Origin of the sequence: Lactobacillus sp. CBA3606 (assembly GCF_002970935.1) — a bacterium.
Classification (GTDB): Bacteria; Bacillota; Bacilli; order Lactobacillales; family Lactobacillaceae; genus Lactiplantibacillus.
In genome coordinates this window covers 1,238,535-1,265,089 of record NZ_CP027194.1, presented here as the reverse complement: position 1 = coordinate 1,265,089, position 26,555 = coordinate 1,238,535, and the positions used below count along the sequence as shown (strand labels likewise).

The window sequence follows — 26,555 nt, the reverse complement described above, 5'->3', positions numbered from 1 at the left end:
AAAAATTGATTAGAAGGGGCATTAAGCAAAATGTTAATCTGGTTTAAGCAATGGCAACGGCGATATTATCACTTTTGGAATCAATTAAATGTTTTACGTGCGGGTATTTTAGGGGCCAATGATGGCATTATTTCAGTGTCCGGCATTGTCTTAGGGGCGGTGGGCGCGGATTTAAGTGCAACGACGCTGCTGATTAGTGGCGTTTCGGGCATGATTGCTGGGGCCTGCTCGATGGCGGGCGGCGAATATGTGTCGGTCAGTGCCCAAAAGGATGTGCAATTAAGCCAGTTAAAATTACAGTTAGCGACGGCACCAGTAGCGGAAGCTGACCAAGCACAAACCCGATTACAAGCCATCGATGTTTTAAATCCGCTCCACGCGGCCGCAACATCACTGCTGGCTTTTATCGGGGGGGCTTTGATTCCGTTGGCTGCCATTAGTTTGTCGCTACCCCGTTGGCGGTTGCTCAACACCCTAGTGGCAATGGGCGTGGCGTTGACGCTAAATGCGACCGTTAGTGCGCGTCATACGGTTGTGCCGGTGCATAAAATAATTTGGCGCAATATTTTGGTTGGGGTGGCGACGGCGCTAATGACTTACCTCATGGGGATTTGGTTAGGCAGTGCCAGTTAGCTGCTAAAATTCAAGCGGTTGGTGGATTTTGTGTCGATATTTAATGAATAAAAGGCTATACTTATAGCGTGCTAGAATGTTAATTTAAATTGACACAAATCAAGTTAGAAATGGGGGTTTTTTGTAAGATGTATCGCTTTTTTGTTCAACCACAAGTTGATCGCAATCAAAAATCAATTTTTGGTTATGAACTATTATTACGTAAAGAAACGCATGGTCAGTGGGCTGTACCCGCAACTTTTACCGAATTACCATTGATGAAGCAAGCCAGCTTATTAGAAGAATTGGCCGGTCAATTAGCGACTAAAACAACTAATCGGGTTCTAGCCTTAAATCTGAATCGGGAACAAGCCGAAGATGAACGGATGCTAGGGACGATTATTTATTTAAAGAAACGGTTGAATCCAGCGGCTTTAACCATTGAGTTAACTGAAAGTCCAACTGTGACGGAAATTCAAAAATACAGTATGCTTTTTCGTCAATATGGGATTAAGTTAAGTATCGATGACGTGGGGACTGGCTCCAACACATTTGATAATATTGAACCTGTGCTGCCGTTTGTCGACCAGATTAAGTTTGCCATGCAGAATTTGCGGATGAGCGGAAAAGCTGATCAAATTCCAACGGCGTTAGCTTTTTGGCAGACGATTGCCAAGCAGTATCATCTTGACTTGATTTTAGAAGGGGTCGAAGATGAGCAGGATCAAGCTATGGCACAACAATTAGGGATTGAATTACATCAGGGTTATCTATATGGTAAGCCGCAACTAGTTGTTAAATGCCCGCAATCGTCAGGTCACCAAGTAAGTGATGGTCGTCAATAAGGAAGGACATACTTATGACATGGTCTAACTGGCAGGTGCCCCCATTTATAACGAGCATTTTCTTTATTTTAGGTGTCTTTACGTTATATTGGGTTCTTTTTAACTGGATTACGTCATGGTTGCATGCCCGACACATTAATATTGCTGATGATGTTGTCAACTCTTGGCATGGGGTGATTTACATGCTGATATTTGTGTTTGGGTTGCAGTCGTTGATCGTTGGGCAATCGACGGCTTGGCAATTTATGAATTTCCAGTTAATTGCGATTATTTTCTGTGGTTACTTTTTAAATATTCGCATTCCGTATTATTTACTATTTCCAGTCATTATCCTCTACATGCTCTTTGATCACTCGATTGGCTACTGGCAATCATGGGGGCATGCATTGACGTTAATGGTTTTCTTTTTGGTACTGAATTATATTCGGATTCGGTTTCAAAGCCGTCACGATGCATGGCTAATTTACATGTTAGTCGGCTTACCATTTGGAGGCTTGTTGTGGTTTTGGATGAAGCTTAAATTTGAATTGAGCTGGTCAACCTTCTTTCAAGAATGGTTATACTTAGCCATTTTTGAACTGCTGCTCTACGCCTACGTGACCATGTTGACGCGCGACAGTCAGTTTAAGTTGCGGTTAGCGCAATATGCAAGTCACGATGCGTTAACACAAACTGAAAATTTTGCCGCCTATACGGGTGAAATCAAATACTTATTTGATGATAGTTCAAAGAATCATTTGAAGTTATCAATGATGATGTTTGATATTGATCACTTCAAGCAAGTGAATGATACGTACGGTCACTTGGCGGGAGACCGGGTTTTACAACACGTTGCCGATGTTGTTCAAACTGTGATTGATGCCAATGACTCACAAGTGAAGTTGTATCGAACGGGTGGCGAGGAATTTAATGTGCTCTTTCCAGGTTATGACCTTGCTAGCACTAATCAGGTGGTTCGCCAAATCTTTGGTGCGTTAAATCACTTGACCGTAAACTTCGGTAATCAGCAAATTCCGATTTCGATTTCGGTTGGGGTGTCAACATTGACAGTAGCAGATGCGACACCAACCGATTTTTATAATCGTGTAGATCATAATTTATACCATTCAAAACGGCATGGTCGGATGCAAATTACGACCGATTAGGGTAAATAAAAAGCGCTTTGCTAAGCAGTGACAGTCGTCATTGTTTAACAAAGCGCTTTTTAAACGGCAGCTAGTTTTTTTCCTTAAGCGCTAATTTAGCCGCGTAACGTTGATTACCACGATAAAGTTCAATTACGGTCCAAGCTAATAATGCTAAGATGATGAGAATTAAACCACCGGCAATCAAGTTGGCAATGGTTAATTGAGTCGCCGTGGCATTATCGCCAAAGAAGCCCGCAACTTGTGATGGCAGACCAAGTAAGTTGAGACCAGTTAGGCCAATGACTGATAGCCAACCGAGGCCCTTAATCCACAATTTGTTTTTGAAACGTTGCCCCATTTCAGCGGCACTATCGGTCATCATCAAGAGCGGTAGCATTGAGAAGGGCAACGCAAATGCGAGAAAGACTTGCGAATTGTTCATCAAGTCGTTCAAGGCTTCGTGTTCAGCGAGGGCACTTTTGCCACTCGTTAGTAGGACACAGATAATAACCGGAATCACGGATAATAACCGGGTGACAAGCCGACGTAACCAGAGCGGCATCCGCATGTGGACGAACCCTTCCATGATGACCTGCCCGGTTAAGGTACCTGTAATAGTCGAATTTTGACCAGAAGCTAATAGTGCCACTGCGAAGAGGACGGATAAAACGCCGGAACGAGCAACGTCAATTAATAGCCCATTACTAAGTGTCGACGTATTGGATAAGGCTTGGTAAAGGCCGAAGAATGAGGGGTCTTTAACGGCGCCAGTCTTGAAAACAGCCACGCCCATGATTAGGAGCAAGGCGTTGACGAAAAAGGCGGCTGTGAGTTGGATATTAGAATCCAAGCTGGCGAATTTAACCGTGCGGGCCACGTCGGCTTCATCATGATGATCGATTTTACGTGTCTGTGAGATTGCGGAATGCAAGTACAGATTATGCGGCATTACAGTCGCCCCGATAATCCCTAAAGCGCCACTCAAGGGCGTCATGCCAGCGACTGTTTTACTATTGGAAAAGGTTTGACTAGTTGGGACTAAGCCGGCAATGACTTGTCCCCAGTTGGGATTAGACAAGGCGACTTGGTAGACGAACACGAGCAAGATGACGAGAATCAGACAAACCACGATTGCTTCAATCTTACGAAAGCCAATCTTAGTTAATAATAATAGAAGCAAAACATCAAAAACGGTGATTAAGACGGCAATGATTAACGGAATATGGAACAACAAGTACAAGGCGATTGCGGCCCCAATGACTTCCGCAATATCAGTGGCCATAATCGCTAATTCGGTTAAGAGCCACAGAACAATTCCTAATGATTTACTGGTGCGGGCCCGAATCGCTTGGGCCAGATCCATCTGACTCACGATACCAAGTTTAGCGGCCATGTATTGCAGTAACATCGCAATCAAACTTGACATCAAGATGACAGACATTAATAAATATTGGAAATTTTGACCACCGGTAATCGACGTTGACCAGTTACCAGGATCCATATAACCGACCGCCACTAGTGCGCCCGGCCCAGAATACGCAAAGAGGGTTCGCCAAAAGCCGATATTTTTAGGAACTTCAATCTTACCGTTGATTTCTTCCAAAGACGGCCCGTTCGCATACTCTATTAATTTGTGCGACCGGTTGTTTGTTTTAAATTTTCCCATGAAGTTGACCACCTTTCTAACCAGGCTCATTGTACGCTGTCGGTGTAGCCAATTAAATTATTTCAGGGGATTCGGCGGGGTTCAACCGGCTTTTTAGCAGAATCCTAATTAGGCCGCCTAACTTACATACGTTTTTTTTGACGTGTGCCGAGCGGAATGTTTGCTTTTGTTTGGTTAGTCAGCTTACTATTAAACTAACTTAATAGGGAGTGATGCGTAATGAGTACAACGACTTTTAATCAGGCCGAATTAGCACAATATAATGGTGAAAATGGTCAGGCCGCTTATGTGGCAGTTGATGGTGTTGTTTATGATGTGACAAACATCGCCGCTTGGGCCGGTGGCAAGCACCATGGTAATTTAGCCGGGCAAGATTTAACGACAGTCATTGATAATCAATCACCACATGGCCGAAAAGTGTTAGCAAAGTTAACGGTTGTCGGTCAATACCAAGCTTAAATACGGTGAAGAGATCGGGCCACTTGGCCGGTCTTTTTTTGTTGCTCAATGAGCTGAAGTTGTAAGCGTTCTATAATTTGTCATCAAATTGTTACTTACGAAGGCTCGATGGCGCGTGCTATAGTAACACTCGAAACTAAACCTAGGAGTGTGTATAGAAATGCCACGTAATTTAAAAGAAGAAGTTGTGTTCACGGCGATTATGGCTGGATTGATGGTTTTTGTTATGACGGCTTATAATGTCACGATGGCGCAAGGCTTCAGCAATGGCTTAGTCCTCGCAATTTTGAGCGGCTACCCCCTTGGTTTAGTAGTGGCAATCATTTTAGATTTATTGGTCGTTGGACCAATCGCAAAAGGATTAGCTTTCAAATATATCATTAATGATTACATGCGGAAAAGAGTCGTTTTAATTGGGATTACCATCTCAGTTTTAATGGTCCTTGGCATGGTAACTTGCATGTCCCTCTTTGGGATTGCGGTGGAAGGTGAACTGACTGGGAGCCATGTGTTAGCAACATATGGTCATACCTGGATTTTTAACTTGATTGTTGCATTACCGCTCCAACTTCTAATCGTCGGGCCAATTGCGCGTGCGGTGTTGGGCAAGATGCAACAAGCGACTGCTAACCAAGAACAATCTTCAACTGTTGAAGACGAGGATTAAGCGTTAAGTAGGATTGACTCAAGTCATTGGACTTGGGTCTTTTTTTTAAATTAGGCGAGGAAACACGTTCTTTTAAGGACGTGATGAATCGCTTTTGATTTGTACGTCGCGTCTATTTAATAGAAATCGTTTCAAAATGCGTATTTAGTATTGAATAGATGGAAATTGGTCACGACGATTGTAGTCACTTATTAGTTAATGTACCGCCAAAGTTATTGGCACCACTAACCAGCAAGTAGTTGCTAAACATATATTGATGACCAACGAATAAAAGAGGTCCTTATAGATGACACTGCGGGCAATAAAAACAAGGATCTATCCCCAAATTGACCAACAAGCCAAAATCATTAACAATTTTGGCTGTTGTCGTTTTGTCTGGAATCAGTTATTAAGCATGCAGATTGAGCGTCATAACAATGGTGGATCTTATGTCAATGAATTTGGCATGAATTATCTGATTAAGTGTCTTAAACAAGAATATCCGTTTCTTAAGCAAGCAGAATCAACCAGTCTTTTACACGTTAGCCGTGATTTGCATCATGCTTTTCAGAAATTATTTAAGGAGCATGTTGGTTTTCCGAAGTTCAAATCACGAAAATTCCCAAAACAGAGTTATCAGTCTAATTCAGTCAATCATAATATTAGTCAAATCGATCAACATCAGCTTAAAATTCCCAAATTAGGCCGTCTTGCCTTTAAATCTGGCCGACAACTCACCGGTAAAATCAAGAATGTCACAATCCGGCTATCTGCTACCGGCAAATACTACGCCATTGTGTTAGTTGATAATGATGTGCAAGAACTGCCTAAAACTAAGCAAGCGGTGGGAATTGATATGGGTGTAGCGGATTTAATGATTACCAGTGATGGTGTCAAATATCCGACTATTCGTTTTGATAAGGCCTTATCACAAAAGAAACACTATTGGGAAAAACGGTTAGCCCGTCGAAGACTACAAGCTCAAAAAGAAGTTTCGTGGGATAAACACAATCAAGTCTTAGAACCATGTGAACTGAATGACTTCAGTAATTATCGTAAGGCGCGTCTCATGGTTGCCAAATATAACGAGAAAATCGCTAACCAGCGAAATAACTATTTACATCAGCTCGCCCGTGCAATTGCCAAGCAAGCTTGGCGTGAATTGCGCACTCAACTTGAATATAAATGTGCCTGGTATGGTAAGCAGCTGGTCACTGTGAATCCTAGAAAAACTAGCCAAATTTGTGCCGACTGTGGTTACGATGATGGTAAGCATGGGCTAGCTATCCGACAATGGACGTGTCCAAAATGTGGCATTAACCATGATCGGGATATTAACGCCGCTAAGAACATATTGCATGCTTAAAGAAAAGACTAACTAGGCTCGGAACGAGCCGTGATAAATAGCTGTAACCGCTGGGCATAGTGCTAGTCACTATTGCGTAAGTTAGCAGTGTTCTCAGAAGCTCGGTCATTAATGTCCGAGTAGTTCACATTAAAAAATAGAGAAAATCCATTTAAATGGGATAATGATGGGTATAATCTAAGAAAGCGGTACCAATCATTGTTTAGAAACGAGGATCAATAGATGCAAACATTAGGATTAATTGATATTGGTGGTACGACGATTAAGTTCGCTATTTGGGATGGTCAAACGTTACGTCAACACCATGCAGTCGCAACACCCACTACTAAACTGGATTTTTTCGAATTGCTCACGGCAGAAGTCAATGCCATGCGGATGCAATGGTCAATTGTTGGGGTGGGGATTAGTTCGCCTGGAGCCGTCAATAAAAAAACGGGTGTGGTAGAAGGGGCAAGTGCGATTCCATACCTGCATCATTTTTCAATTCAGGCCGAATTAACGGCTAAATTTGGGGTGCCAGTTAGTATGGAAAACGATGCAAATTGTGCTGCTTTAGCGGAACTTGCCAGTGGGGCTGGTCAGGATGTCGATAGCCTGGCCTTGTTAGTCATCGGTACCGGAGTTGGTGGCGCCTTAATCCTGAATCATCATATTTGGCACGGCGCTCATTTATTTGGGGGTGAATTTGGCTATACTATGGTTAATGAGCAGGCAACTCTGAGCGAACTGGGGACGGTTCCTCAGGCGCTGAAACGGTTTTTAGCGACTAAACCGACTGGTACGCGCTTAAGCGGTCAGCAGTTATTCGAGCTAGCGGCGGCCGGTGATTCGGATGCAATCGATGCAGTAACGGTGATGTACCATGCATTAGCCATCGGAATTTATAATCTACAATATAGCTTTGATCCTGAAAAAATAGTTTTGGGTGGTGGTATTTCTAATAATCCGCAACTGATTCCAGGGATTGAACGTGAAATTGAGAAAATCCGGGACCGAGTTAAGATTGCGTCAATAAAACCGCAATTAGTCGTGTGCAAGTACACCGATGAAGCCAATTTACGCGGTGCAGTGGTTGATTTTGAGCAGACTTATCCAGCATTGGGGTAAGATCAAACGAATGGAATCAAGAATCTTTTGGCGGATATGGTATAATTTTAGCGTATTTTATAAAGTATAATGGGCAATATGTCGTGATTATTTACGCTGAAATTAGGAAGTGAGTGCAAATGATAAAATATAGTGCTGCGATAGTTTCACATTCTTTTTGGTTTAATGAGTTTCAGCAGTATATTGAATTGTTAAATAAGGGGTTAACTCAAGGCGAAATTAATAGCCGAGCCATTAAAGACAATATCTTTAAACAGAGTACAGTTGCTCGTATTCAAGACATGCTTAAAATAATAACACATCGAATCGATAGCCTGGATCAAGACTATATGAGTCTTTTTCCACGCCTTGATATCGCAAATCAACGGTTAATTGATTTGATAACTGTTATGAAATCAAATCAACTTTTTGAAGAGTTTATGTATGAGGTTTATCGTGATGAATTAGTACTCGGAGATACCGAGTTACATGATTATGAAATTGAAGCTTTTTTTAGTCGCAAACAAGCTGAAAATCAACAAATTGCGAGTTGGACTGATGAAACAATTACGCGTTTAATAGGTGTCTTTAAAACATTTGTCCGTGAAGCAGGGCTGATGAAAAATCAAGGGAGTTTTGACCAAGTAAGTCGTCCCTTATTAGATCTTGATTTAGAGGACATGTTACGAAATAAAGATGAACATCAGATACTAGCTGTACTATTGGGGAGATAAAATGACAGATACGAGAATGAAGTTAAAAAGTTTACGCGAAAAAATCACTAGCCAGGATTTTCAGCACAGTCGTGGTCTTTCAAATGAAGTATCCTATTATATTTTAGGATATACCCCTCAGGATAAGCTTTTAGTACGAGATGAGATTGACAATATGAAGCATCAATTGAATCAGGCCACAGTAGGCATCGATATTATTGAATTTAATGTTTACCATATTATGTGGGATCTTTTAACTCAAATGGGAATTAAAGATGATGTTATTGCGATGGAAGCGGATGAAGGACTCGACTACTTAGTAGAACAGCTAAATAATACTTTAGGTATGACTGATTCTGAAAATATGTTTGTGACATATATGGAAGAAAAATTGGTTTCCACGGATAACATAGTTGTTTTTGTAACGGGAATTGGAGAGGTCTATCCATTAATTCGGGCGCATAAGATTTTGAATACGATGCATCAAATTATTACTCAGGTACCGGTAGTACTTTTCTATCCCGGCAAATACGATAATTTAAGTTTGAGCATGTTCGGTGAAGTGAAAGAAGATAATTATTATCGTGCCTTTCAGATTAATTAGGAATATGGACGCAGAATATGAGGAGAAATAAGTTGAAAATAAAAGAGATATTTGCTAAGCCAATTGATCGTAATATTAAGGGTGTTATTACCATTGGGGATGAACAGGACGCTAATATTAAGCAAGAATTGGAAGAGTATGTGGTTACCAAGGAGTTACAACAACATTTTCAAGAATTTTTTAGCGCCTATACGGATAGCATCAATCAAGATACAACTAAGATGGGTGTTTGGATTTCCGGATTCTTTGGTTCTGGGAAATCACATTTTTTAAAAATTTTAGCTTATTTATTAGAAAATCGTGAAGTTGCCGGTAAACCAGCAATAGATTATTTTCTTGATGATCAAAAATTGAGTAATCCTAATACGATTACAAATTTACAAGCGGCAGCTTCGATACATAACGAAACTATTCTGTTTAATATTGATTCAAAAGCTAAAAATGGTAATAAATCACAAAAAGATGCCATTTTAAATGTCTTCTTGCAAGTGTTCAATGAACAATTGGGGTTGATTGGGGTTGATTTTTGGATTGCTGACATGGAGCGGGATCTGATTCAAGACGATCAATACACAGAATTTCAAGAAAAATTTCAGGAATTGGATAAGCAACATCGGACATGGCTTGATGCTCGAAATGGGTTTGCTTTTCTAAAGGGGACAATTAAAGACGCTTTAGTTGCAATTGGTTATATGACTGAAGAAAATGCGACTGGCTTTATTGAACAGCTTAAAACTAATTATCCAATCAGTGTTGAGAATTTTGCAGAACGAGTTAATGATTACATTGTTAAGCAAGATCCAAATTATCACTTAGTCTTTTTAGTTGATGAAGTTGGCCAATATATTGGTAATAGTCAACAACGGATGCTGAATTTACAGAGTGTAGTTGAAGATCTGGGAACGTATACACATGGTAAGGCATGGGTGATTGTTACCAGTCAACAAGCCATTGATCAGGTAACTGATAATATTAATGGACAAGATTTTTCTAAAATTCAGGGGCGGTTTAACACCCGGATTGCGATGTCATCAGCTAATGTTGACGAAGTCATTAACAAGCGATTATTAACTAAAACAGTTGAAAGTGAACAGAGTTTAGCTAATATTTATGACAATGATCAACATGCTATTAATAATCTGATCACCTTTGAAGCAGATATTGATCGAGATCACTATCGAAGTCCGCAAAATTTCGCTGATGTTTATCCATTTGTACCTTATCAGTTTAATTTATTACAGGATACCTTAACGGCAATTCGAAAAAATGGCTCAGATGGGAAGCATTTAGCTAATGGGGAGCGGTCGATGTTGGCAGTATTCCAAGAATCAGCGCAGCGTTTAGAGCAGCAAGATGTTCGATCGTTAGTCCCATTCAGTCTCTTTTTTCAAGGCTTAGATCAATTCTTAGATCATACACATATGATTGTAATTAAGCGAGCACTGGATAATGATGTGATTAATCCAGAACATCAGGATCATCCATTTGCAGTTCAAGTGTTAGAGACCTTATTCATGGTAAAGTATCTTGCTAATTTCAAAACAACTTTGAATAATGTGACAACATTGATGATTGATTCAATTGATACCGATCGCATTAAGTTGGAAAAACAAGTTAAAGATGCGATGACCGTTTTAATTAGTCAGAAGGTTGTTGAGAAGACCACTAATGGCTTTGAGTTTTTAACGGATGCTGAACAGGATGTTAGTCGACAGATCAACAAACAAAGTGTTGATGGTAATGAAATTTCTCGAGAAATTGGTGAATATTTATTTTCGAACAATCAAATAAATGGTCGTTTTGTATACCCTAAGCTAGATCGTCAATATTCATTTAAGTTTAATCAATTTGTAGATGGTCATCCACATGGTGTGGCGAATAATGCGATGAGTATTAAGATTAATACACCAGAAAGTGATACTAACCATGTTGAAATGGAATTACGCAGAATTGCATTATCACCAACTGATCCGCAAATCATTATTGATATGCCAGCAGACGGACAGTACATTGATGATGTGAGACAAGCCTTACAAATCGGTAAATTTTTACGTGACACGAGTAATCGTAAAGATGATGCTCGCTCTGAAAAGATAATTGATGTAAAAAGATTAGAGCGGCAGACGCTAAATAAAAAATCACAAAGTGAATTGGAAGCAGCTCTTGAAGATGCTGATATTTACGTTGGTGATGAGCGGTTAGAGGCCAACAGTAAAAGTTTTGAAAAGCGGTTAGGTATGGCACAAGTTCACTTAATTGATGAAGTCTATCGTAATTTGAGTTTTATTGACGTCGTTAAATCCGAAACTGATATTGTTAAATTATTTAAATCAGATTTTGAATTAGTTGATACAGATGAAAATAAGCAAGCTATTCAAGCAGTTTTAGATCGAATTAATCGGGACTATCGTAGCCCTAGCAAAATCTCGTATAAGGCTCTTTTAGAGCGGTTTATTGCGGCACCGTATGGCTATCATGATTGGGATGTTAAATGGATAATTGCGAAACTGTTTGTTGGTGCTCAAATCAAAGCTTATGTAAACGGCGAACAAATTAATCTGTCTTCAGACAAAACCAGTAACAAGATTGCCGATTTCTTTACGATGAAGCAATATACTGATAAGTTGCAATTGGTTCCAAGAGTGGCAGTTTCTGACACACAAAAACGGGATTTAAAAGAAGTTGCGCGGGAAGTTTTCAATAAAAACTTTTTTGATAATGATGAGGATGACACACTAGTTCAAGAGTTACGGCATACGATTGACAATGCAAATCAACTTTTGACTAGGCAACTAGGTCTATCTAATCGTTATCCAGGACGAAATATCTTAGAAAATGGACAAGCTTTACTGAAACAACTATTAAGTCGACAGGATACTGATGCATTTTATGCATTAATTAGCGCTAAGAAGAATGACTTGTTGGATTGGCATGATGATATGTATGATGATGGCCTAGAGGATTTTTATAATAGTGCTGATCAAAAACATATTTGGGATGATGCCCTTTCTAAAGTCGATATTTATGAGAAGTCACGTTCATTTATTAGCGGTAATGAAGTTCCTGACAGTTATCACAAAATAAAGGCGATTGTTGATTCTAACAAACCACAAGGAAATCTCAATGATTTAAAACGATACAATGAAGCCTTTAATGAAGTTTACAATAATGAGTTCGATAAGATCGAAACGGATGTTGAACAAGTTGTGAATGATGAGTGGCAGGCAACATTAACATATATTCAAGCAAAGGCAGTACCAACAGCGCTTGAAGCTGAGATTAATCATGATTTTGAACACTTTATTGCTGAGGCCAAAGTAGCTGCTAACCTAGATGAGTTGGTTATTATAAAATCCAAAGCAGGTGTTCGTAAAGATCGGTTCCTAACGAAGGCGGATCAAATTATCGCTGAAAATGAGCAACAAGCCGCTCGATTAGCAGCTAAGAATCAGGCTAATGAAAAGGCAACTTCTGATAGTAATGACCAGGAAAAAGCAAAGATCAATAAGATTAAGACCAATGTAACCACGCCAACTGCGGGCAATAGTTCCAAAGCAAATATACCGATGGTTAAGCATATTAGTTTAAGTAGTTTGCCAGTTTCAAGAACTTGGCAACTAACTAGTGATAAAGATATTGACACTCAATTGGCACAATTACGGGCTGCATTAGTTGCTCAGTTGGCTGAGGTAGATCAGATTAAATTGAATTTATAAGCATTCAATTCAAATGATGAAAGGAATCGATGATGGACAAAACAGCTATCAAAAATTTTGCGATTAATGCGCGACGAAAGTTAATTGCAGACACTAAACTAAAGGCAGCAATGCTAGGTATTACAGAGGAGGAAATTGCGAGTAAGCTAGCAACTTCCACCTCAGAGATTGAATACTATGTTGATGATCGTAATCCAATTACTGGTTCTGATATTGGAAAACGACAGCGATTAGTTACTGAATTGTTACAACGGGCGACAAATAGTGATTTAAAAACTGCTTTTAATGATTTGGTAGAGGAAATTGCGTACACCTGGTTTAATCGTTTAATTGCGATTCGCTTTATGGAGGTCAATGATTATCTTCCGAGTCGAACACGCGTATTATCGAGTAGTCAAGGTCGGCATGAACCTGATATTATGATTGATCCAATTGTACTGGAACCTTATCTCGGACATTTTACTGATGAAGAGTTGGGCTTGATTAAAGTTGCACAAGAAACTGAGCTAACAACTGATATGGATCGCCTATATCGGATGCTTTTCATCAAACAAGCCAATGCATTATATAAAAATCTGCCACATTTATTCGAAAAAACTAACGATTATGCTGAATTATTGTTCACTCCAAACTATCATGATGGCGTTATTCAGCAATTAATCACGACTATTCCAGTGGCTGATTTTGATGTTGCACAAGGCGGGCAAGTTGAAATCATTGGTTGGTTGTATCAGTACTATAATACGGAACCACATAATTATGCAGTCAACATTACTGGTGGTGCTGTAACTAAAAATGAAATTCCAGCAGCAACTCAATTATTTACCACCGATTGGGTAGTTCGCTACATGGTGGATAATTCATTAGGCCGATATTGGTTAGAACGGCACCCTGAAAGCAAGCTTGCAACTAAGCTCAATTTTCTATTGCCTAGTAAAATAACTTCTATCTCAGATAATGAGACATTAGAAAACATTCAATTCATTGATAATGCCATGGGGTCTGGTCATGTTTTAATCTATGCATTCGAAGTCTTTATGCGTATTTATTTGGAAGAAGGCTATAGTGCACGTGATGCCGCCAAATCAATTTTGAAACATAATTTATTTGGCTTGGAGATTGATAAGCGTGCCTATCAACTAGCTTACTTTGCGGTAATGATGAAAGCACGACAATATAATCGACGCGCATTGAGTGATGAAGATTTCGATCCTAATATCTTTGTTTTTGAAGATTCTAATACCGTGACGGCAGAATTTTTTGACGCTTTGGATGAAACACACCGCGTTGCTATTCATGAAATTGTTGAGTTATTTAGTAATGCTCGCGAACTGGGCTCAATTATTCAGCTACAACAACAGTATAATTGGAATGACTTAAACCAGGCAGTGCATTCAGTACCAACTGAAGATTTGGATGTTTTTGGTATTCAACAGTCAAAAGAGCTTGTCTTGCGGATCATTAAAATTGCACAAGTCATGAGCGAAAAATATGCTGTTGCAGTAACTAATCCACCATATTTAAATAAATTTGATCCCGAACTCAAAAAATATATTAAACAAAATTTCAAAGACTATTCCGGCGACTTGTTTTCTGTTTTCATCTACAACAACATTAATATGGTTCAGCATGGTGGCTATTCGGCTTATATGACGCCTTTTGTCTGGATGTTTATCAAGACTTACGAAAAGCTCAGAAAATATATTGTTGAACAAAAGGAAATTTCGAGTTTGATTCAGATGGAGTATTCCGCTTTTGAAGAAGCGACTGTTCCAATTAACACCTTTATTCTAAAAAATGTGCCGAATAATGAGGAAGGTACTTATATTAAACTTTCTAGCTTTAAAGGCGGAATGGATGTCCAGCGGGATAAGGTTTTAGAAGCAATTCAAAATCCTGACAGCAGCTATCTTTATCGAACTAATCAAGCGAACTTTAGTAAGATTCCCGGGAGCCCGATTGCTTACTGGGCAAGTGATAATTTAATTCATGATTTTGAAATAGGTACGCCAATGGATAATCTAGTGAATCCCAAGGTTGGCTTGCAAACTGGTGATAATAAACGTTTTTTACGTATGTGGTATGAAGTTGATAATCAGCGTATCAGTTTCCACTCTAAATCCATCGATGAATCGATTCAGTCAAACAAAAAATGGTTTCCATGCAATAAAGGAGGCGCCTATCGAAAATGGTATGGTAATTATGATTATGTGGTGAATTGGGAAAACGATGGTTATGAAATTAGAAATTTCAAAAATTATCGCGGACAATTAAAATCACGACCACAGAACACAAATTATTACTTCCGTGAAGCGATAACTTGGCCTAAAATCACCTCTGGAAAATTCAATGTTCGATATAGAGAGATAGGATCAATTCATGAAACGGCTGGTAATGAAGCATTTGCGACAAATCATAATATGCTAATTTATATTTTAGGAGCTTTAAATACAAAAGTTGCTAACCAAATAATACTAACTCTAAATCCAACCATTAATTCTCAGGTCGGCGATTTTAATAATATTCCAGTTATCATAAATAATGATGTCGAAATTCGTAGTCAAATATTATCTAGGTTGTCGATTTCCACATCAAAAATGGATTGGGATTCGTTTGAAACATCTTGGGATTTTACTCGTCATCCACTCTCAGCACACATCGCTGATGATAAGCAAAAAGAAATTGGCGGAAAGTTAGAAAATGCATTTGGGTTATGGAAAGTTGAGGCGCAACAGCGATTTGATCAACTTAAAGCTAATGAGGAAGAACTAAACCGAATTTTCATTGATTTATATGGACTTAATGACGAGTTAACACCTGATGTAGCGGATAAAGATGTATCAGTTCGACTAGCAGATGAGGTACGGGATATTAAGTCGTTTCTGTCATATTTTGTAGGTGTCGTGTTTGGACGTTATTCGTTAGATGTTGAAGGGTTAGTCCTTGCTGGTGGTAAGTGGAATAGTGATAATTATCAAAAATTTGTGCCAAATCAAGATAATTTAGTGATGTTGAATGATGAACGTTATTTCAATGATGATCGAGACATTATTAATCGGCTAGAACAATTCTTAGAAGTTGTGTTTGGCATGGATACTTTACAAGCTAATTTGGACTATATTGCCAGAATTGTTGGTAAAAAGGCTGAAAATTCTGAAGCAGCTATTAGACGTTATTTTGTCGAAGATTTCTTCAAAGATCATAAAAAAGTTTATCAAAAAAAGCCAATTTATTGGGAATTTTCTAGTGGTCGTCAAAATGGCTTCAAAGCACTGATGTATTTACATCGGTATGACAATACTGAGCTGGCGATGATTAGAACGGACTATTTACATCCATTGCAAGGTAAATATGAAACCAGATTGTCTCAATTACAACAATTAAGTGCCGATGAATCAATGGCTAAACGTAAAAAACAATTAGAACGTGACATTAAGCATGTCAATCAACAAATTAATGAATTGAAAAGCTATGATCCAATCATTCAGCATCTTGCTAATGAACAAATTAGCCTTGATTTAGATGACGGAGTGTCAGTCAACTACAGCAAGCTTCAGGACGGTGAAAAAGTATTATCTAAGATTTAGCTTAAAAGGGATCTTCTCAAGTGAGAGGATCCCTTTTTGTGCCAAAGAAGTGCCAATTATTTAAATGCGTCACTTAAAATGGATATAATCTTATTGTTATCTTGAGATTCCAATTCTTTAATGATATGCAAATAGGTTGATTGAGTAGTTGTGATGTTACTGTGTCCAAGTCTTCTAGAAACTGAAAGAACACTTACACCCTTATAGAGCAGAATTGATGCGTGAGTGTGTCGTAGACCGTGGAACGTAATTCTAGGTATGTTAAGAAGCGCTAATTTATTAGTTAAGATGGTGTTAATTTCAGCACTTACTAGAATATGACCTTTACTATTCATGAATAAAGGTCGTTCTGGTGATAAATCATGTACTAACATGAAATGATGTAGCTTTACAATTGTATTTTGATCAATAGCTATTTTTCGAATAGACGCACTAGTTTTTGTTTTCATAAAACCAGTTTTATATTTATAATCCCATGTTTTGTCAATATTAATGGTACCCATTATTAGATTGATATCAGCTGGTGTTAACCCAACGATTTCTGCGTAGCGCATGCCAGTTACGGCGGCGAGATAGATTGTTAATTCTGCAATATTATCGGTATTAAGATGGCTAAGCAAAGTGGACCAATCATTGTAATTCAGTGTTCTGGCAGTTTTAGGAAGCGTGTGACCAGTAACCACTGCTTTTCTAGTAGGGTCAACTGTTATGATTCGTTCGTCTAAGGCTTCAAGAATACAAGCACGTAACTGTTTGTGCAAGCAAGACACTGTTCTGCGAGCATGAGTTTCAGCGAATGTATTTAAACTTTCTTGATAAATAAGTTTAGTTAGATCTTTTAGTTTCAAATTACCGAAAAGATGATGTGCATGTTTAGCAGTGTTCTGATATTTATTGTAAGTGATGGGTGATACGGCATTAAACTTATACGTCTTAATCCACCTTTCATAGTAATTAACTAGAGTTTCACTACCAGATTTGGCAGTTTTGAGATTTGGGTGTTCAGATTGAATCTGGCTAGCAGCTAGAATTGCGTCTGATTTTAGCGTGAAACCGGACTTCCTAAGCTTTTTGTACTTGCCATCGTTGTCTTTATATGAAATTTCATATTGCCAAACATTGCCTCGTTTTTGATAACTAACCATTATTTGAGCCCCCTAGATTGAAATATTGGCACATTTTTGGCACGTGAATTGGTCAATACCAATAAATAATACCATATTGATAGGTTATCATCAGCGATGTGCGCTGAGAGTGGATGACGAGTGAAATCCCAAGATGTTTCAAATGAATCCCAATCCATTTTTGATGTGGTAATCGACAATCTAGATAATGTTTGACTACGAATTTCGACATCATTATTTATGATAACCGGAAATGCTATTAAATCGCCAACTCTAGTGAAATTGTAGGATTTAGCAATTAAAATATAATTTCCAATAGTGTGTTGATTAATGATAAAATATAAATTAACATCTTGTGATCTACCGTAAATGCCGACATTCCCTTATGGTCCGAAATACTTCCTAATTCTCTATATCTCATACTAAAGTACCACTAGTAATATCTGACCAAGTTATCGCTTCACGGAAGTAATAACTTGGATTGCGTATTACTGATCTCTGTTTGCCATTAGGCCAGTTGAAATTTCTAATTTCATAACCATCGTTTTCCCAATTCACCACATAGTCATAATTACCATACCATTTTCGATAGGCGCCTCCTTTATTGCATGGAAACCATTTTTTGTTTGACTGAATCGATTCATCGATGGATTTAGAGTGGAAACTGATACGCTGATTAGCAACTTCATACCACATACGTAAAAAACGTTTATTATCCGCTGTTGCTAATCCCTGTCGCGCATCTACCAGATCATCCATTGGCGTACCTATTTCAAAATCATGAATTAAATTGTCACTTGCCCAGTAAGCAATCGGATTCCCAGGAATCTTACTAAAGTTCGCTTGATTAGTTCGATAAAGATAATTTACGCCATTATCTTTAACTGCTTCTAAATAGGCAGTTTCCTTTTTTGATTGAGAATCAAAATCAACTAAGCGTTCGTAAGTACCAACATAATTGATGTTTTCTTGTTTTTTAAGAACAAAAGTAGTGGATTGAACAACTTCACCACCAATCTCTTCAAAAGCACGTGTTCCTAAATGAGCCATATTAATGAACGTATCATGACGTAGCGATTTTCTTAATTTTTCATAGCTGGATAAAAACATCCAAGCGTGTTGTGTAATCATTGAATAATATCCTTGAGGAGAGACAAACATTCTCAGTCGTTCCATAAAAGCTGCGAATAAATCGGATTTGCTATCGGGAAAGTTAGATTCAACGTATTTTTTTAAAATCAAGTTCATTTTGCTAGACCCCATATAGGGGGGATTCATTACACCAACTGTGAATTCCTGATTGAGTAATTTAGCAATTTTGATAACCCTTGATAATTTTGCTTGGTTATATTCTAAGTTAATGCTATCAAACGATAGTTGAGTATCACCAACTTGCTCAGTTGCAATCCTATCCAAAATTTTCCAATTTGGTTGAGACTTAAAATGGATTAATGAACCGTAATTATTACCATATTGAAATGGTGCTAATAATTCATCAAGTTCCTTTTTTTCAATGGAATTTTTAATCAGTTCATGAAAATCAGCACTTGAAAGATCTGCTGTTTCTGGAATATCGAAGACCTTAGGTTGAACATCACTATTTAAGAAACGACGATCAAACTCCCGGGCCTTCATGACTAGTGAAAAATAAGTTAGCTGAAACGCACGTGTGTCAATATCAAAGCCAAAAATATTTTTTTTAATAATTAATTGAGCTGCTTCTCGTTTCGAAAACCCCTCATTTTCATAAAACTGCATAAACACATCAAATGCATACACCAGAATATGACCTGATCCAGTTGCAGCATCAATCAAGGTTATGTCTTCTATTTCTACGTTGCTCAGGTCATTTTGTTCAGAATTGATTTTGATTGTGCTCGCCGCAGACTGATCCGCGGCTGGCATATAGTATTGCCAACCATAGGCGTTTGCAATCGCATGTTCATTTCGAGTATCGCCTTTAGATTTTAAGACATCTATCCAATATCTGCCCAGTGAATTTTGAACCATATATTTTACAATCCAATCTGGGGTAAATAACTGTGTTACAGCTGGAATATCAGTTTTAGCGTATTTTTTCTTTTTGAAAGCTAAATCCTTAGGTTCCGTATTATAGTACTGATACAACCAACCAATAATTTCAACTTGCCCGCCTTGCGCAACATCAAAATCAGCTACTGGAATAGTCGTGATTAATTGCTGAATAACGCCATCATGATAGTTTGGAGTGAACAATAATAATTTTTTTATAATGTGAGATTTTAAGGTTGATAGGGTATGATATACGTAAGGATTCATGGGAAAAGAGGTATTTTTAATGGCTGATATGGACATTAAACAAGTAGTTACAACATTAAAAAACGATTTTTCTGACGGGCATCAAATTGTTTTTTGGTATGATGATGACGGCGGATTTAAAGATAGTATTTCAGAATTAACGACAGCACTGGCAGATGTTGCAATCGTTATTGAATTAATGTCAGGGCACCAATTAGAGACTAAACTACGACTTTTAAATGCAGATCAAAGTGAGAAGTTCTTAGTTTATTCTCCACAGCCGCAGCCACCGATAGAAGAAAATCATTTACGTGATATGGTGTTGTATTCGGTAACGTTCAAAGCAGATGCTCAAGAAATTTTGCGTCAAGAATTAGGCTTACCGACTAATTTACATCGATTTTTAAAAGATCATAAGACCTTCTTTGCTAATAAAGTTCGACGAGCACGATTTGCTAAATTTGATATTGATAGTTACCATAGTCAACCTGCTGTAGCCATTATGGCGACGATTACACGATTAGACCAACCGTTAGTGGATTTTTTTGGTGTATTAAAGGCAATTTTAAAAGCCGATTTAGTAAATAATAAATACCTAAATGAATTTAAAAAATATGGCGTTTTATCTGAATTTTGGGACAAGGTGCATCAACAATTTAATTTTGAAAGTGATCCCAACGAAACTCAAGTGTTGGATTTGAGTACGGCATTGTACGTCACGATGGCTTTCAGACAGATGGACTTAAAAGTCCCAGCTAAAGTTCAACAATGGAATCTGGATCGAAAAATTGCTAATGTACAAACCTTTATGCAACAATTTAGTGCTAGTGAAAAAGTAGATAATCAAGATAGCTTTGCACAAGTGGCAGCGGCTGTCTGGCAAGTTATTGATCAAAAACAGCTATTTAGGCAGTTAGAAATTGATGATATTGCAAGAGCAGATGTTTTTAAGCAATTTGATAAACGAATACTGCTGTGGATTCAGACGCAACTGAAATTAGATATTAGTGATGTGACTGTTAATGGCGTTGAAATTGATCAGTTAACTAAGCAGCGAGAAACGACACATTATGGACAAACGCCTTACTTTAATCATTTATACCAAATGATGTGTAATGCGTGGTGGCTAAAAAAAATGGTAGGGACTTCTCCAGCTGACAATATGAGTAGTTTAATTAATGATTACTTAGAAGCAGGTTATTTGGTAGATACGGATTACCGCCATTTTGTTTATGAATACCAACAGGCTGGTTTTCCGGAGGACTTTCAGCCTGTAAAGAATTTAGTGGAGGCCTGGTATGTGGATTATCTGTCAACATACGCGGTCACGTGGAATCGAAACTTTAACTATCAAGAACTTGCACCCAAAGTCTTGCAACGTAATTTTTATAAACAATATGTTGGGATGGAAAATAATCGTATTGTGGTTATCATTTCGGATTCTTTAAGATTTGAAGTTGCTAAAGAGTTACAAAATCAATTTTCGTTAGATGATCAAATCAATGAGTTAAACATGCATTATTTGGTGACGGGTTTACCATCAGTAACTTATATGGGGATGTCAGCACTATTACCACATAGGCAGTTGGCATTGCAGACTAATACACGGCGTGTTGCTGTTGACGGTATGGAAGCTGATAATGTAAAAAAACGACAGTTGATTTTACAGCAAGCTAATCCACGTAGTGTAGCTTACCGATTCAAAGAGTTGAAGAGTAAGACTAGAGATGAATTACGAACGGCATTTGCTGGTCAGGATGTTATTTATATTTATCATAATCAAATTGATACAACTGCAGAGAATCAGGGAACTGAAGACGAAACCTTTGCTGCCGCTAATGAAGCTATTAATGAATTGCGTGGGTTTGTAAATCGTTTGCGGAGTGCTAGTATTGCCCATCTTTACATCACAGCTGATCATGGCTATTTATATCGGGATGAGAAGTTAAAGGCAGTAGATAAGATCGAATTACCTACTGATGATGCCGATTGGAAAGCGCCACGCTATTTAATTACAAAGCGTGAGGTTAAAGAACCTGGTATTAATCGGCAATCACTAGCTACAGTGCTAAATAATGAAGATGAACGTTATGTTTATTATCCAACAACGGCGAATGTATTTCGGGCCAACGGTGGAGATAATTATGTCCATGGAGGGTCTTCATTACAAGAAATGCTGGTACCATTGTTGGAAATTCGAACAAGTAGTGACAAATCTAATGCACAAATGGCGGAGTTACAGTTAGTGAATACTAAACGGCGTATAACGTCATTAGAAGTACCCTTAAGTATTATGCAGCCTGAACCAATTAGCGCCACTGTCGTTCCAACTAGTTATAAGTTATATTTTGTGGATGATCAGGATCACCAAATTTCAGGTCAATTAGTGGTTAACGCTAACAGCGAAAAAAAGGCAATTGGTGAACGAATTCAAACTGTTCGCAGTACGTTAATTGATCAGGTTTATAATCGTAATTCAGTTTATTATTTAGTGATTGAAAATTTAACAGATCATTCTATAAGTAAGTTGCAATATACTATGGATCTTGTGAATCCTGATGATATTTAAAAATCAGTAATTAGTAATTAGTCCGTGTTAGTTGGCTAAAACGACAATTGACAAGCTTTAAAATTCATGTTAATTTTTAAGAACTAAATCATAAGGGGTGTCATTATGTCGGCCGTTTAATCAGGTAATTAGTTTATACGAAAAAAGTAGGATAATGCCTGCTTTGTTTAGTGTACCCTAAGGCCAGATAAATGACTGATGAATGGCAGCCGCTTTTAATCGGTTCATTTTGAAGTACAGTGGGTAACTGTGCTTTTTTATCGTAAGCAAAAGGGTGCCGGACTTACGAAAGGATTTTAGAAAATTGAAAATTAATTTAAGCCAATATGGGTTAACGTCACGTTTGAAAGCCACTGCTGAGCAAGCACCTCAGCAAGTAATCGCTCGGGTGACAGCGCAACATCGTGAGTTGTATCAACTGATGAGTGCAACCGGTGAATTGTATGCTAAAGTGACCGGCCGTTTCACTTATCAGACGGCGGATGTTACCGAGCTTCCAGCCGTTGGCGATTGGGTGCTGATTGATGCGGGCACCGTTGCGCCAGATGTTGCCATGATTAATCAAGTTTTACCACGAAAAAGTGTCTTAGCGCGGATGGCGGTTGGCAATACGTCACAGGGCCAGTTAATTGCGGCGAATCTCGACACGATTTTTATTTGTATGTCATTGAACGCTGATTTTAATGTTCGGCGCGTTGAGCGCTACTTAACAATGGCGTGGGATAGTGGGGCAACTCCGGTGATTGTCCTAACCAAAGCTGATTTATGCACGGATCTAGCAGCAAAATTAGCTGAGTTGGCTGAAGTTAGCATGGGCGTTGACGTTATTCCTTATTCAGCGACAACTGAGGTTGGGGAAACTGAGATTCGAGCCTATCTGGGCGCCGGTCAAACGGTAGCGTTAGTCGGGTCATCGGGAGTGGGAAAATCAACGCTGATTAATCGGCTATTAGGTCAGGACCGCTTGGCAACTAAGACGATTCGAGCAGATGATGATAAGGGGCGGCATGCGACGACTGCCCGACAATTATTATTATTACCGACTGGTGGAATGGTGATTGATACACCGGGCATGCGGGAATTGCAATTGTACACCGGTGACTTAGCGAAGACTTTTGAAGACATTACGACGTTGGCGGCGCAATGCAAATTCCGCAATTGTACCCATACTAACGAACCGGGCTGTGCAGTTCAGGCGGCGATAACAGCGGGCGATATAACGTCGGCCAGATTCAACAGTTATCAAAAGTTACAACGTGAAATGGCCTATGAAGGACTTAATTCTCGCCAAATGGAAGCCCAGAAAATTAAGCGGATGTTTGGGAGTAAGCGTGAAATGAAACAAATGGTGCGCCAGTTTAAAAAGAATAAGTAAACAAAGTTAAATTTTTGCTTGACTAGAAAAGCGTTTCAGCTGTTACACTGAATTTGCATCAGGGTAACAGGCACTTGTTTCGGGTAAGTTAGTCAGAGTACTAACGCTTAAGAGTCAGGTGAACTTGACGTTACCACCTAGAATAGTTTGAAAGTCGATGGACGCGACCATCGGCTTTTTTTGTTGAAAACTATTTTGAAAACACCCTGTTGCTGAATTATCAGTCGTCGATAACTATAGTGTTATGATGATTAATTACGACTAGTAATGAACAGCCTAAATCGTTGGGACTGTTGCCTTTACGGTTAATAAAAAATAATCGTTTTATCTGAATGAAGTTATCTGAGCGGCTTGATTGTTTTTGAGAAAAGCGTGAAAATGATGTTAGGTTGAAAGATATTTACACAATAAAAGTAGAATTTTGGGTGAAAAAGGATGGAAAGTAAACAAACGCATTTTAAGATGTATAAAATTGGTCGTCGCTGGGTTTTTACATGTGCTGTGATTGCTGGATTAAGTGGAATGGCGGTTACTGCTAATGCTGACACAATGACTAGTCAGGCGACTGCAACTAGTACGATAACTGCGACGACTAAGACGGCCGTGGCGGCGCCAACTGCCGTTGCTAGTGATTCGAGTACCAAGGCCAGTGTGAGCACCAGTAGCGTTGCCAGTTCAAGTGCGAGTTCAGTAAGCGCAACGAGTGCAACCAGTCAGACAAGTCTGACCAGTGCCAGCCAACCAACAACAACGAGCGCAAGTTCAGCCACTAGTAGTCGTGCAATAACTACTTCAGTTTCGTCGTCGGCCACTAGTCCAGTAGCTAGCCAAGCCACCAGTAGTGTTGCGACCAGTGCTAGCAGTATGTCAGTTAGTAGCGCTAGTGCAGTTGTAGCGGCGAGTCATCAGTCCGTGACTACTGCGTCAGCGTTACCAGCGACTAAAACGACAGTCACACCGGTAGCCAATGATGCTGTTCAGTCCGGGGGGACGGTGACCGATGACTATCCAGATTTACATAATTTATTGGGTGTTGCTTCGCAGTTTCATGTCTTTGCGCGTGAAGCTGAATTAAATGCGCATACTAATGGGAATATTGCCGTCGCCAATCTATCGGGGAACGTTAATTTTGGGACGAGTATCATTGAAGAATTATTAGATAAAGATATTTCATATATTCAAAATATCACAACGATTGCGAATAGCTCCTTCGTCTCGGCCGGTGACACGCGGGAGAATAAAGTGATTTTTGGTGAAAATGTTGACGTTGATGTAAGCAATCCCAATCGGCCTAAGGTGAATGGGGTCGATATTGATCATTTGCTCGCTAAAGAAGTTTATCAAGACAAGACGGGAAATGTTTATATTGATTTTGACGAAGAATTTGCCAAGCTAGCAGCGTTGAATGTTCAGCTTGGTGAACAATCACCGGTAGCGACTTATACGAATGCTGATTTTTCAGATCATAATCAGCGGGTGATTGATGTCAGTGACATTGCACCAGATGCTGATGGCAAGATTGTCATTAATCTAGCGGCAGAAGTATTGACAACGAGTACACCGCTAACGATTACGGGATTGTCAGCGGATAAAGATGGGCAGACGGTGCTCATTAATGTGGCGACCGGTGGGACTGCTGAATATCATGTTAATTCACAGATTAAAGTGATTTATGATGATGGCACTGATCGCAATAATCAGGAAACTGAAGACTTTGGGGATAATCACTTGTTGTGGAACTTTCACGATGACACGGCTAGTGACCACTTAGTTACGGAGATGATTTCAATTGATCGTCCATTCCAAGGCAGCGTGTTAGCACCGATGGCCGAAATTGTCGCTAATCAAAATCTAGATGGGAACATAATTGCCAATCAGGTCGTCGTAAACGCTGAAACTCATCGGTGGGATTTACAAGATAATACCGATAATGAAAATGACCCTGATCATCCAGATTACGAGAAACCAGTGCCACCAACAATTGATGTTGACCTGCCAACGGTTGAACCAGAAACTCCGGATTACGAGAAACCGGTGCCACCAACGATTGATGTTGACCTGCCGACGGTTGAACCAGAAACCCCGGATTACGAGAAACCAGTGCCGCCAATTATCGATACCGAGTTACCACCGGTTGAACCAGAGGAACCAGACTATGAAACAGCTGTGCCACCAATGATTGACGTGGAATTACCACCGGTTGAACCAGAGGAACCAGACTATGAAACAGCCGTGCCACCAATGATTGACGTGGAATTACCGGCAACTGATTCTGAACCAGATGATGTTGATGAAGGGCCAACATCTGAAACCACGACGGAAGAGAATGCTGCAGCAGCGGTGGATGAGGAAGCTGCCGAATTAGAAGATGTCACGATTTTGACCCCAACAGTTGAGGCCGAATTAGCAACTGAGTTTGAAAATATTTTAGTTGAACCCCAAGCAGATCAACTGACTGATGAGACCGTATTGTTAGCGAAGATTGATCAATTAATTAAGCAAGCCCAAACGCAATCGCAGTCGGCAACGCGAGTAGCGATGTTAAAACGACTGGTTGCTTTACGAGCCCGGGTTGTGACCGCGATGCAAGCGGTGAATGGACCGCAGTTACCGCAAACTAACGAAAACCAATCACAATGGGTCACCATCCTTGGCATGATTGGTGCAATACTATTAAGTAGTGTCGCACTATGGCATCATCGTAATTAAATAAATCTTAGAACTAAAACAAGCTTGAGCCAATTGGCCCGAGCTTGTTTTAGTTATCCCCAAAGTTAACTCCT

At 39.2% G+C, this 26,555-nt stretch carries 17 protein-coding genes; 14 read left to right on the top strand and 3 right to left on the bottom strand.

Annotated features, from left to right (window positions below; translation table 11 throughout):
* Positions 1 to 30: 30 nt before the first annotated feature.
* From C5Z26_RS06280 to C5Z26_RS06270, 3 genes are all read left to right on the top strand, one after another.
* Complete coding sequence (locus C5Z26_RS06280) at positions 31 to 633, top strand: VIT1/CCC1 transporter family protein (RefSeq protein ID WP_105449124.1); 603 nt, start codon at positions 31 to 33, stop codon at positions 631 to 633.
* Between the two features lie 128 nt (positions 634 to 761).
* Positions 762 to 1,457: an EAL domain-containing protein gene (locus C5Z26_RS06275; protein ID WP_105449123.1), complete on the top strand. Its 696-nt coding sequence runs from the start codon at positions 762 to 764 to the stop codon at positions 1,455 to 1,457.
* A gap of 14 nt (positions 1,458 to 1,471) precedes the next feature.
* The gene (locus tag C5Z26_RS06270) at positions 1,472 to 2,602 is read left to right on the top strand and encodes a GGDEF domain-containing protein (protein WP_105449122.1); all 1,131 of its coding nucleotides are present in this window, start codon (positions 1,472 to 1,474) and stop codon (positions 2,600 to 2,602) included.
* 70 nt (positions 2,603 to 2,672) lie between these two features.
* Here C5Z26_RS06270 and C5Z26_RS06265 read toward each other — a convergent pair whose 3' ends face one another.
* Entirely contained in the window at positions 2,673 to 4,250 is a 1,578-nt protein-coding gene (locus tag C5Z26_RS06265; protein ID WP_105449121.1) for an Nramp family divalent metal transporter, read from the bottom strand.
* A 219-nt stretch (positions 4,251 to 4,469) separates the two neighbouring features.
* Between C5Z26_RS06265 and C5Z26_RS06260 the strand changes: the two genes are divergently transcribed.
* The 8 genes from C5Z26_RS06260 to pglX (C5Z26_RS06225) all read left to right on the top strand — a co-directional run bounded on the left by C5Z26_RS06260 (position 4,470) and on the right by pglX (C5Z26_RS06225) (position 16,427).
* Entirely contained in the window at positions 4,470 to 4,709 is a 240-nt protein-coding gene (locus C5Z26_RS06260) for a cytochrome b5 domain-containing protein (RefSeq protein ID WP_105449120.1), read from the top strand.
* A gap of 160 nt (positions 4,710 to 4,869) precedes the next feature.
* Positions 4,870 to 5,376, top strand: coding sequence for a DUF2798 domain-containing protein (locus C5Z26_RS06255; RefSeq protein WP_105449119.1), 507 nt, complete (start codon positions 4,870 to 4,872; stop codon positions 5,374 to 5,376).
* 286 nt (positions 5,377 to 5,662) lie between these two features.
* A complete protein-coding gene (locus C5Z26_RS06250) occupies positions 5,663 to 6,721 on the top strand; it encodes an RNA-guided endonuclease TnpB family protein (protein WP_105449118.1) in 1,059 nt (352 codons plus the stop codon).
* 222 nt (positions 6,722 to 6,943) lie between these two features.
* On the top strand, positions 6,944 to 7,828 hold the full coding sequence (locus C5Z26_RS06245; protein WP_105449117.1) for an ROK family protein: 885 nt from the start codon (positions 6,944 to 6,946) through the stop codon (positions 7,826 to 7,828).
* 119 nt (positions 7,829 to 7,947) lie between these two features.
* Positions 7,948 to 8,541, top strand: a complete 594-nt coding sequence (locus tag C5Z26_RS06240; RefSeq protein ID WP_105449116.1) for a DUF1819 family protein — start codon at positions 7,948 to 7,950, stop codon at positions 8,539 to 8,541.
* A 1-nt stretch (position 8,542) separates the two neighbouring features.
* Complete coding sequence (locus C5Z26_RS06235) at positions 8,543 to 9,124, top strand: DUF1788 domain-containing protein (protein ID WP_105449115.1); 582 nt, start codon at positions 8,543 to 8,545, stop codon at positions 9,122 to 9,124.
* Positions 9,125 to 9,156: 32 nt separating this feature from the next.
* Positions 9,157 to 12,840, top strand: coding sequence for a BREX system P-loop protein BrxC (gene brxC / locus C5Z26_RS06230; RefSeq protein ID WP_158682814.1), 3,684 nt, complete (start codon positions 9,157 to 9,159; stop codon positions 12,838 to 12,840).
* 29 nt (positions 12,841 to 12,869) lie between these two features.
* Positions 12,870 to 16,427 (top strand): BREX-1 system adenine-specific DNA-methyltransferase PglX, encoded by a 3,558-nt coding sequence (pglX, locus tag C5Z26_RS06225; RefSeq protein ID WP_370447966.1) that lies wholly within the window; start codon positions 12,870 to 12,872, stop codon positions 16,425 to 16,427.
* 56 nt (positions 16,428 to 16,483) lie between these two features.
* Here pglX (C5Z26_RS06225) and C5Z26_RS06220 read toward each other — a convergent pair whose 3' ends face one another.
* Both C5Z26_RS06220 and pglX (C5Z26_RS06215) read right to left on the bottom strand, forming a co-directional pair.
* Positions 16,484 to 17,572 (bottom strand): site-specific integrase, encoded by a 1,089-nt coding sequence (locus C5Z26_RS06220; protein WP_105449112.1) that lies wholly within the window; start codon positions 17,570 to 17,572, stop codon positions 16,484 to 16,486.
* Between the two features lie 396 nt (positions 17,573 to 17,968).
* A complete protein-coding gene (pglX, locus tag C5Z26_RS06215) occupies positions 17,969 to 19,849 on the bottom strand; it encodes a BREX-1 system adenine-specific DNA-methyltransferase PglX (RefSeq protein WP_158682812.1) in 1,881 nt (626 codons plus the stop codon).
* A 19-nt stretch (positions 19,850 to 19,868) separates the two neighbouring features.
* On the opposite strand from pglX (C5Z26_RS06215), the gene pglZ reads away from it, so the two are divergent.
* From pglZ to C5Z26_RS06200, 3 genes are all read left to right on the top strand, one after another.
* Positions 19,869 to 22,397 (top strand): BREX-1 system phosphatase PglZ type A, encoded by a 2,529-nt coding sequence (pglZ, locus tag C5Z26_RS06210; RefSeq protein WP_158682810.1) that lies wholly within the window; start codon positions 19,869 to 19,871, stop codon positions 22,395 to 22,397.
* A gap of 304 nt (positions 22,398 to 22,701) precedes the next feature.
* The gene (gene rsgA / locus C5Z26_RS06205; protein WP_105449109.1) at positions 22,702 to 23,772 is read left to right on the top strand and encodes a ribosome small subunit-dependent GTPase A; all 1,071 of its coding nucleotides are present in this window, start codon (positions 22,702 to 22,704) and stop codon (positions 23,770 to 23,772) included.
* Positions 23,773 to 24,207: 435 nt separating this feature from the next.
* Positions 24,208 to 26,481, top strand: a complete 2,274-nt coding sequence (locus C5Z26_RS06200; RefSeq protein ID WP_105449108.1) for a collagen-binding domain-containing protein — start codon at positions 24,208 to 24,210, stop codon at positions 26,479 to 26,481.
* Positions 26,482 to 26,555 lie beyond the last annotated feature (74 nt).

Bases quoted from the DNA above. Each gene is read 5' to 3' on its own strand.
- C5Z26_RS06280 (WP_105449124.1), top strand. From the start codon at position 31: ATGTTAATCTGGTTTAAGCAATGGCAACGGCGATATTATCACTTTTGG.
- C5Z26_RS06275 (WP_105449123.1), top strand. From the start codon at position 762: ATGTATCGCTTTTTTGTTCAACCACAAGTTGATCGCAATCAAAAATCA.
- C5Z26_RS06270 (WP_105449122.1), top strand. From the start codon at position 1,472: ATGACATGGTCTAACTGGCAGGTGCCCCCATTTATAACGAGCATTTTC.
- C5Z26_RS06265 (WP_105449121.1), bottom strand. From the start codon at position 4,250: ATGGGAAAATTTAAAACAAACAACCGGTCGCACAAATTAATAGAGTAT.
- C5Z26_RS06260 (WP_105449120.1), top strand. From the start codon at position 4,470: ATGAGTACAACGACTTTTAATCAGGCCGAATTAGCACAATATAATGGT.
- C5Z26_RS06255 (WP_105449119.1), top strand. From the start codon at position 4,870: ATGCCACGTAATTTAAAAGAAGAAGTTGTGTTCACGGCGATTATGGCT.
- C5Z26_RS06250 (WP_105449118.1), top strand. From the start codon at position 5,663: ATGACACTGCGGGCAATAAAAACAAGGATCTATCCCCAAATTGACCAA.
- C5Z26_RS06245 (WP_105449117.1), top strand. From the start codon at position 6,944: ATGCAAACATTAGGATTAATTGATATTGGTGGTACGACGATTAAGTTC.
- C5Z26_RS06240 (WP_105449116.1), top strand. From the start codon at position 7,948: ATGATAAAATATAGTGCTGCGATAGTTTCACATTCTTTTTGGTTTAAT.
- C5Z26_RS06235 (WP_105449115.1), top strand. From the start codon at position 8,543: ATGACAGATACGAGAATGAAGTTAAAAAGTTTACGCGAAAAAATCACT.
- pglX (WP_370447966.1), top strand. From the start codon at position 12,870: ATGATGGACAAAACAGCTATCAAAAATTTTGCGATTAATGCGCGACGA.
- C5Z26_RS06220 (WP_105449112.1), bottom strand. From the start codon at position 17,572: ATGGTTAGTTATCAAAAACGAGGCAATGTTTGGCAATATGAAATTTCA.
- pglX (WP_158682812.1), bottom strand. From the start codon at position 19,849: ATGAATCCTTACGTATATCATACCCTATCAACCTTAAAATCTCACATT.
- pglZ (WP_158682810.1), top strand. From the start codon at position 19,869: ATGGCTGATATGGACATTAAACAAGTAGTTACAACATTAAAAAACGAT.
- C5Z26_RS06200 (WP_105449108.1), top strand. From the start codon at position 24,208: ATGGAAAGTAAACAAACGCATTTTAAGATGTATAAAATTGGTCGTCGC.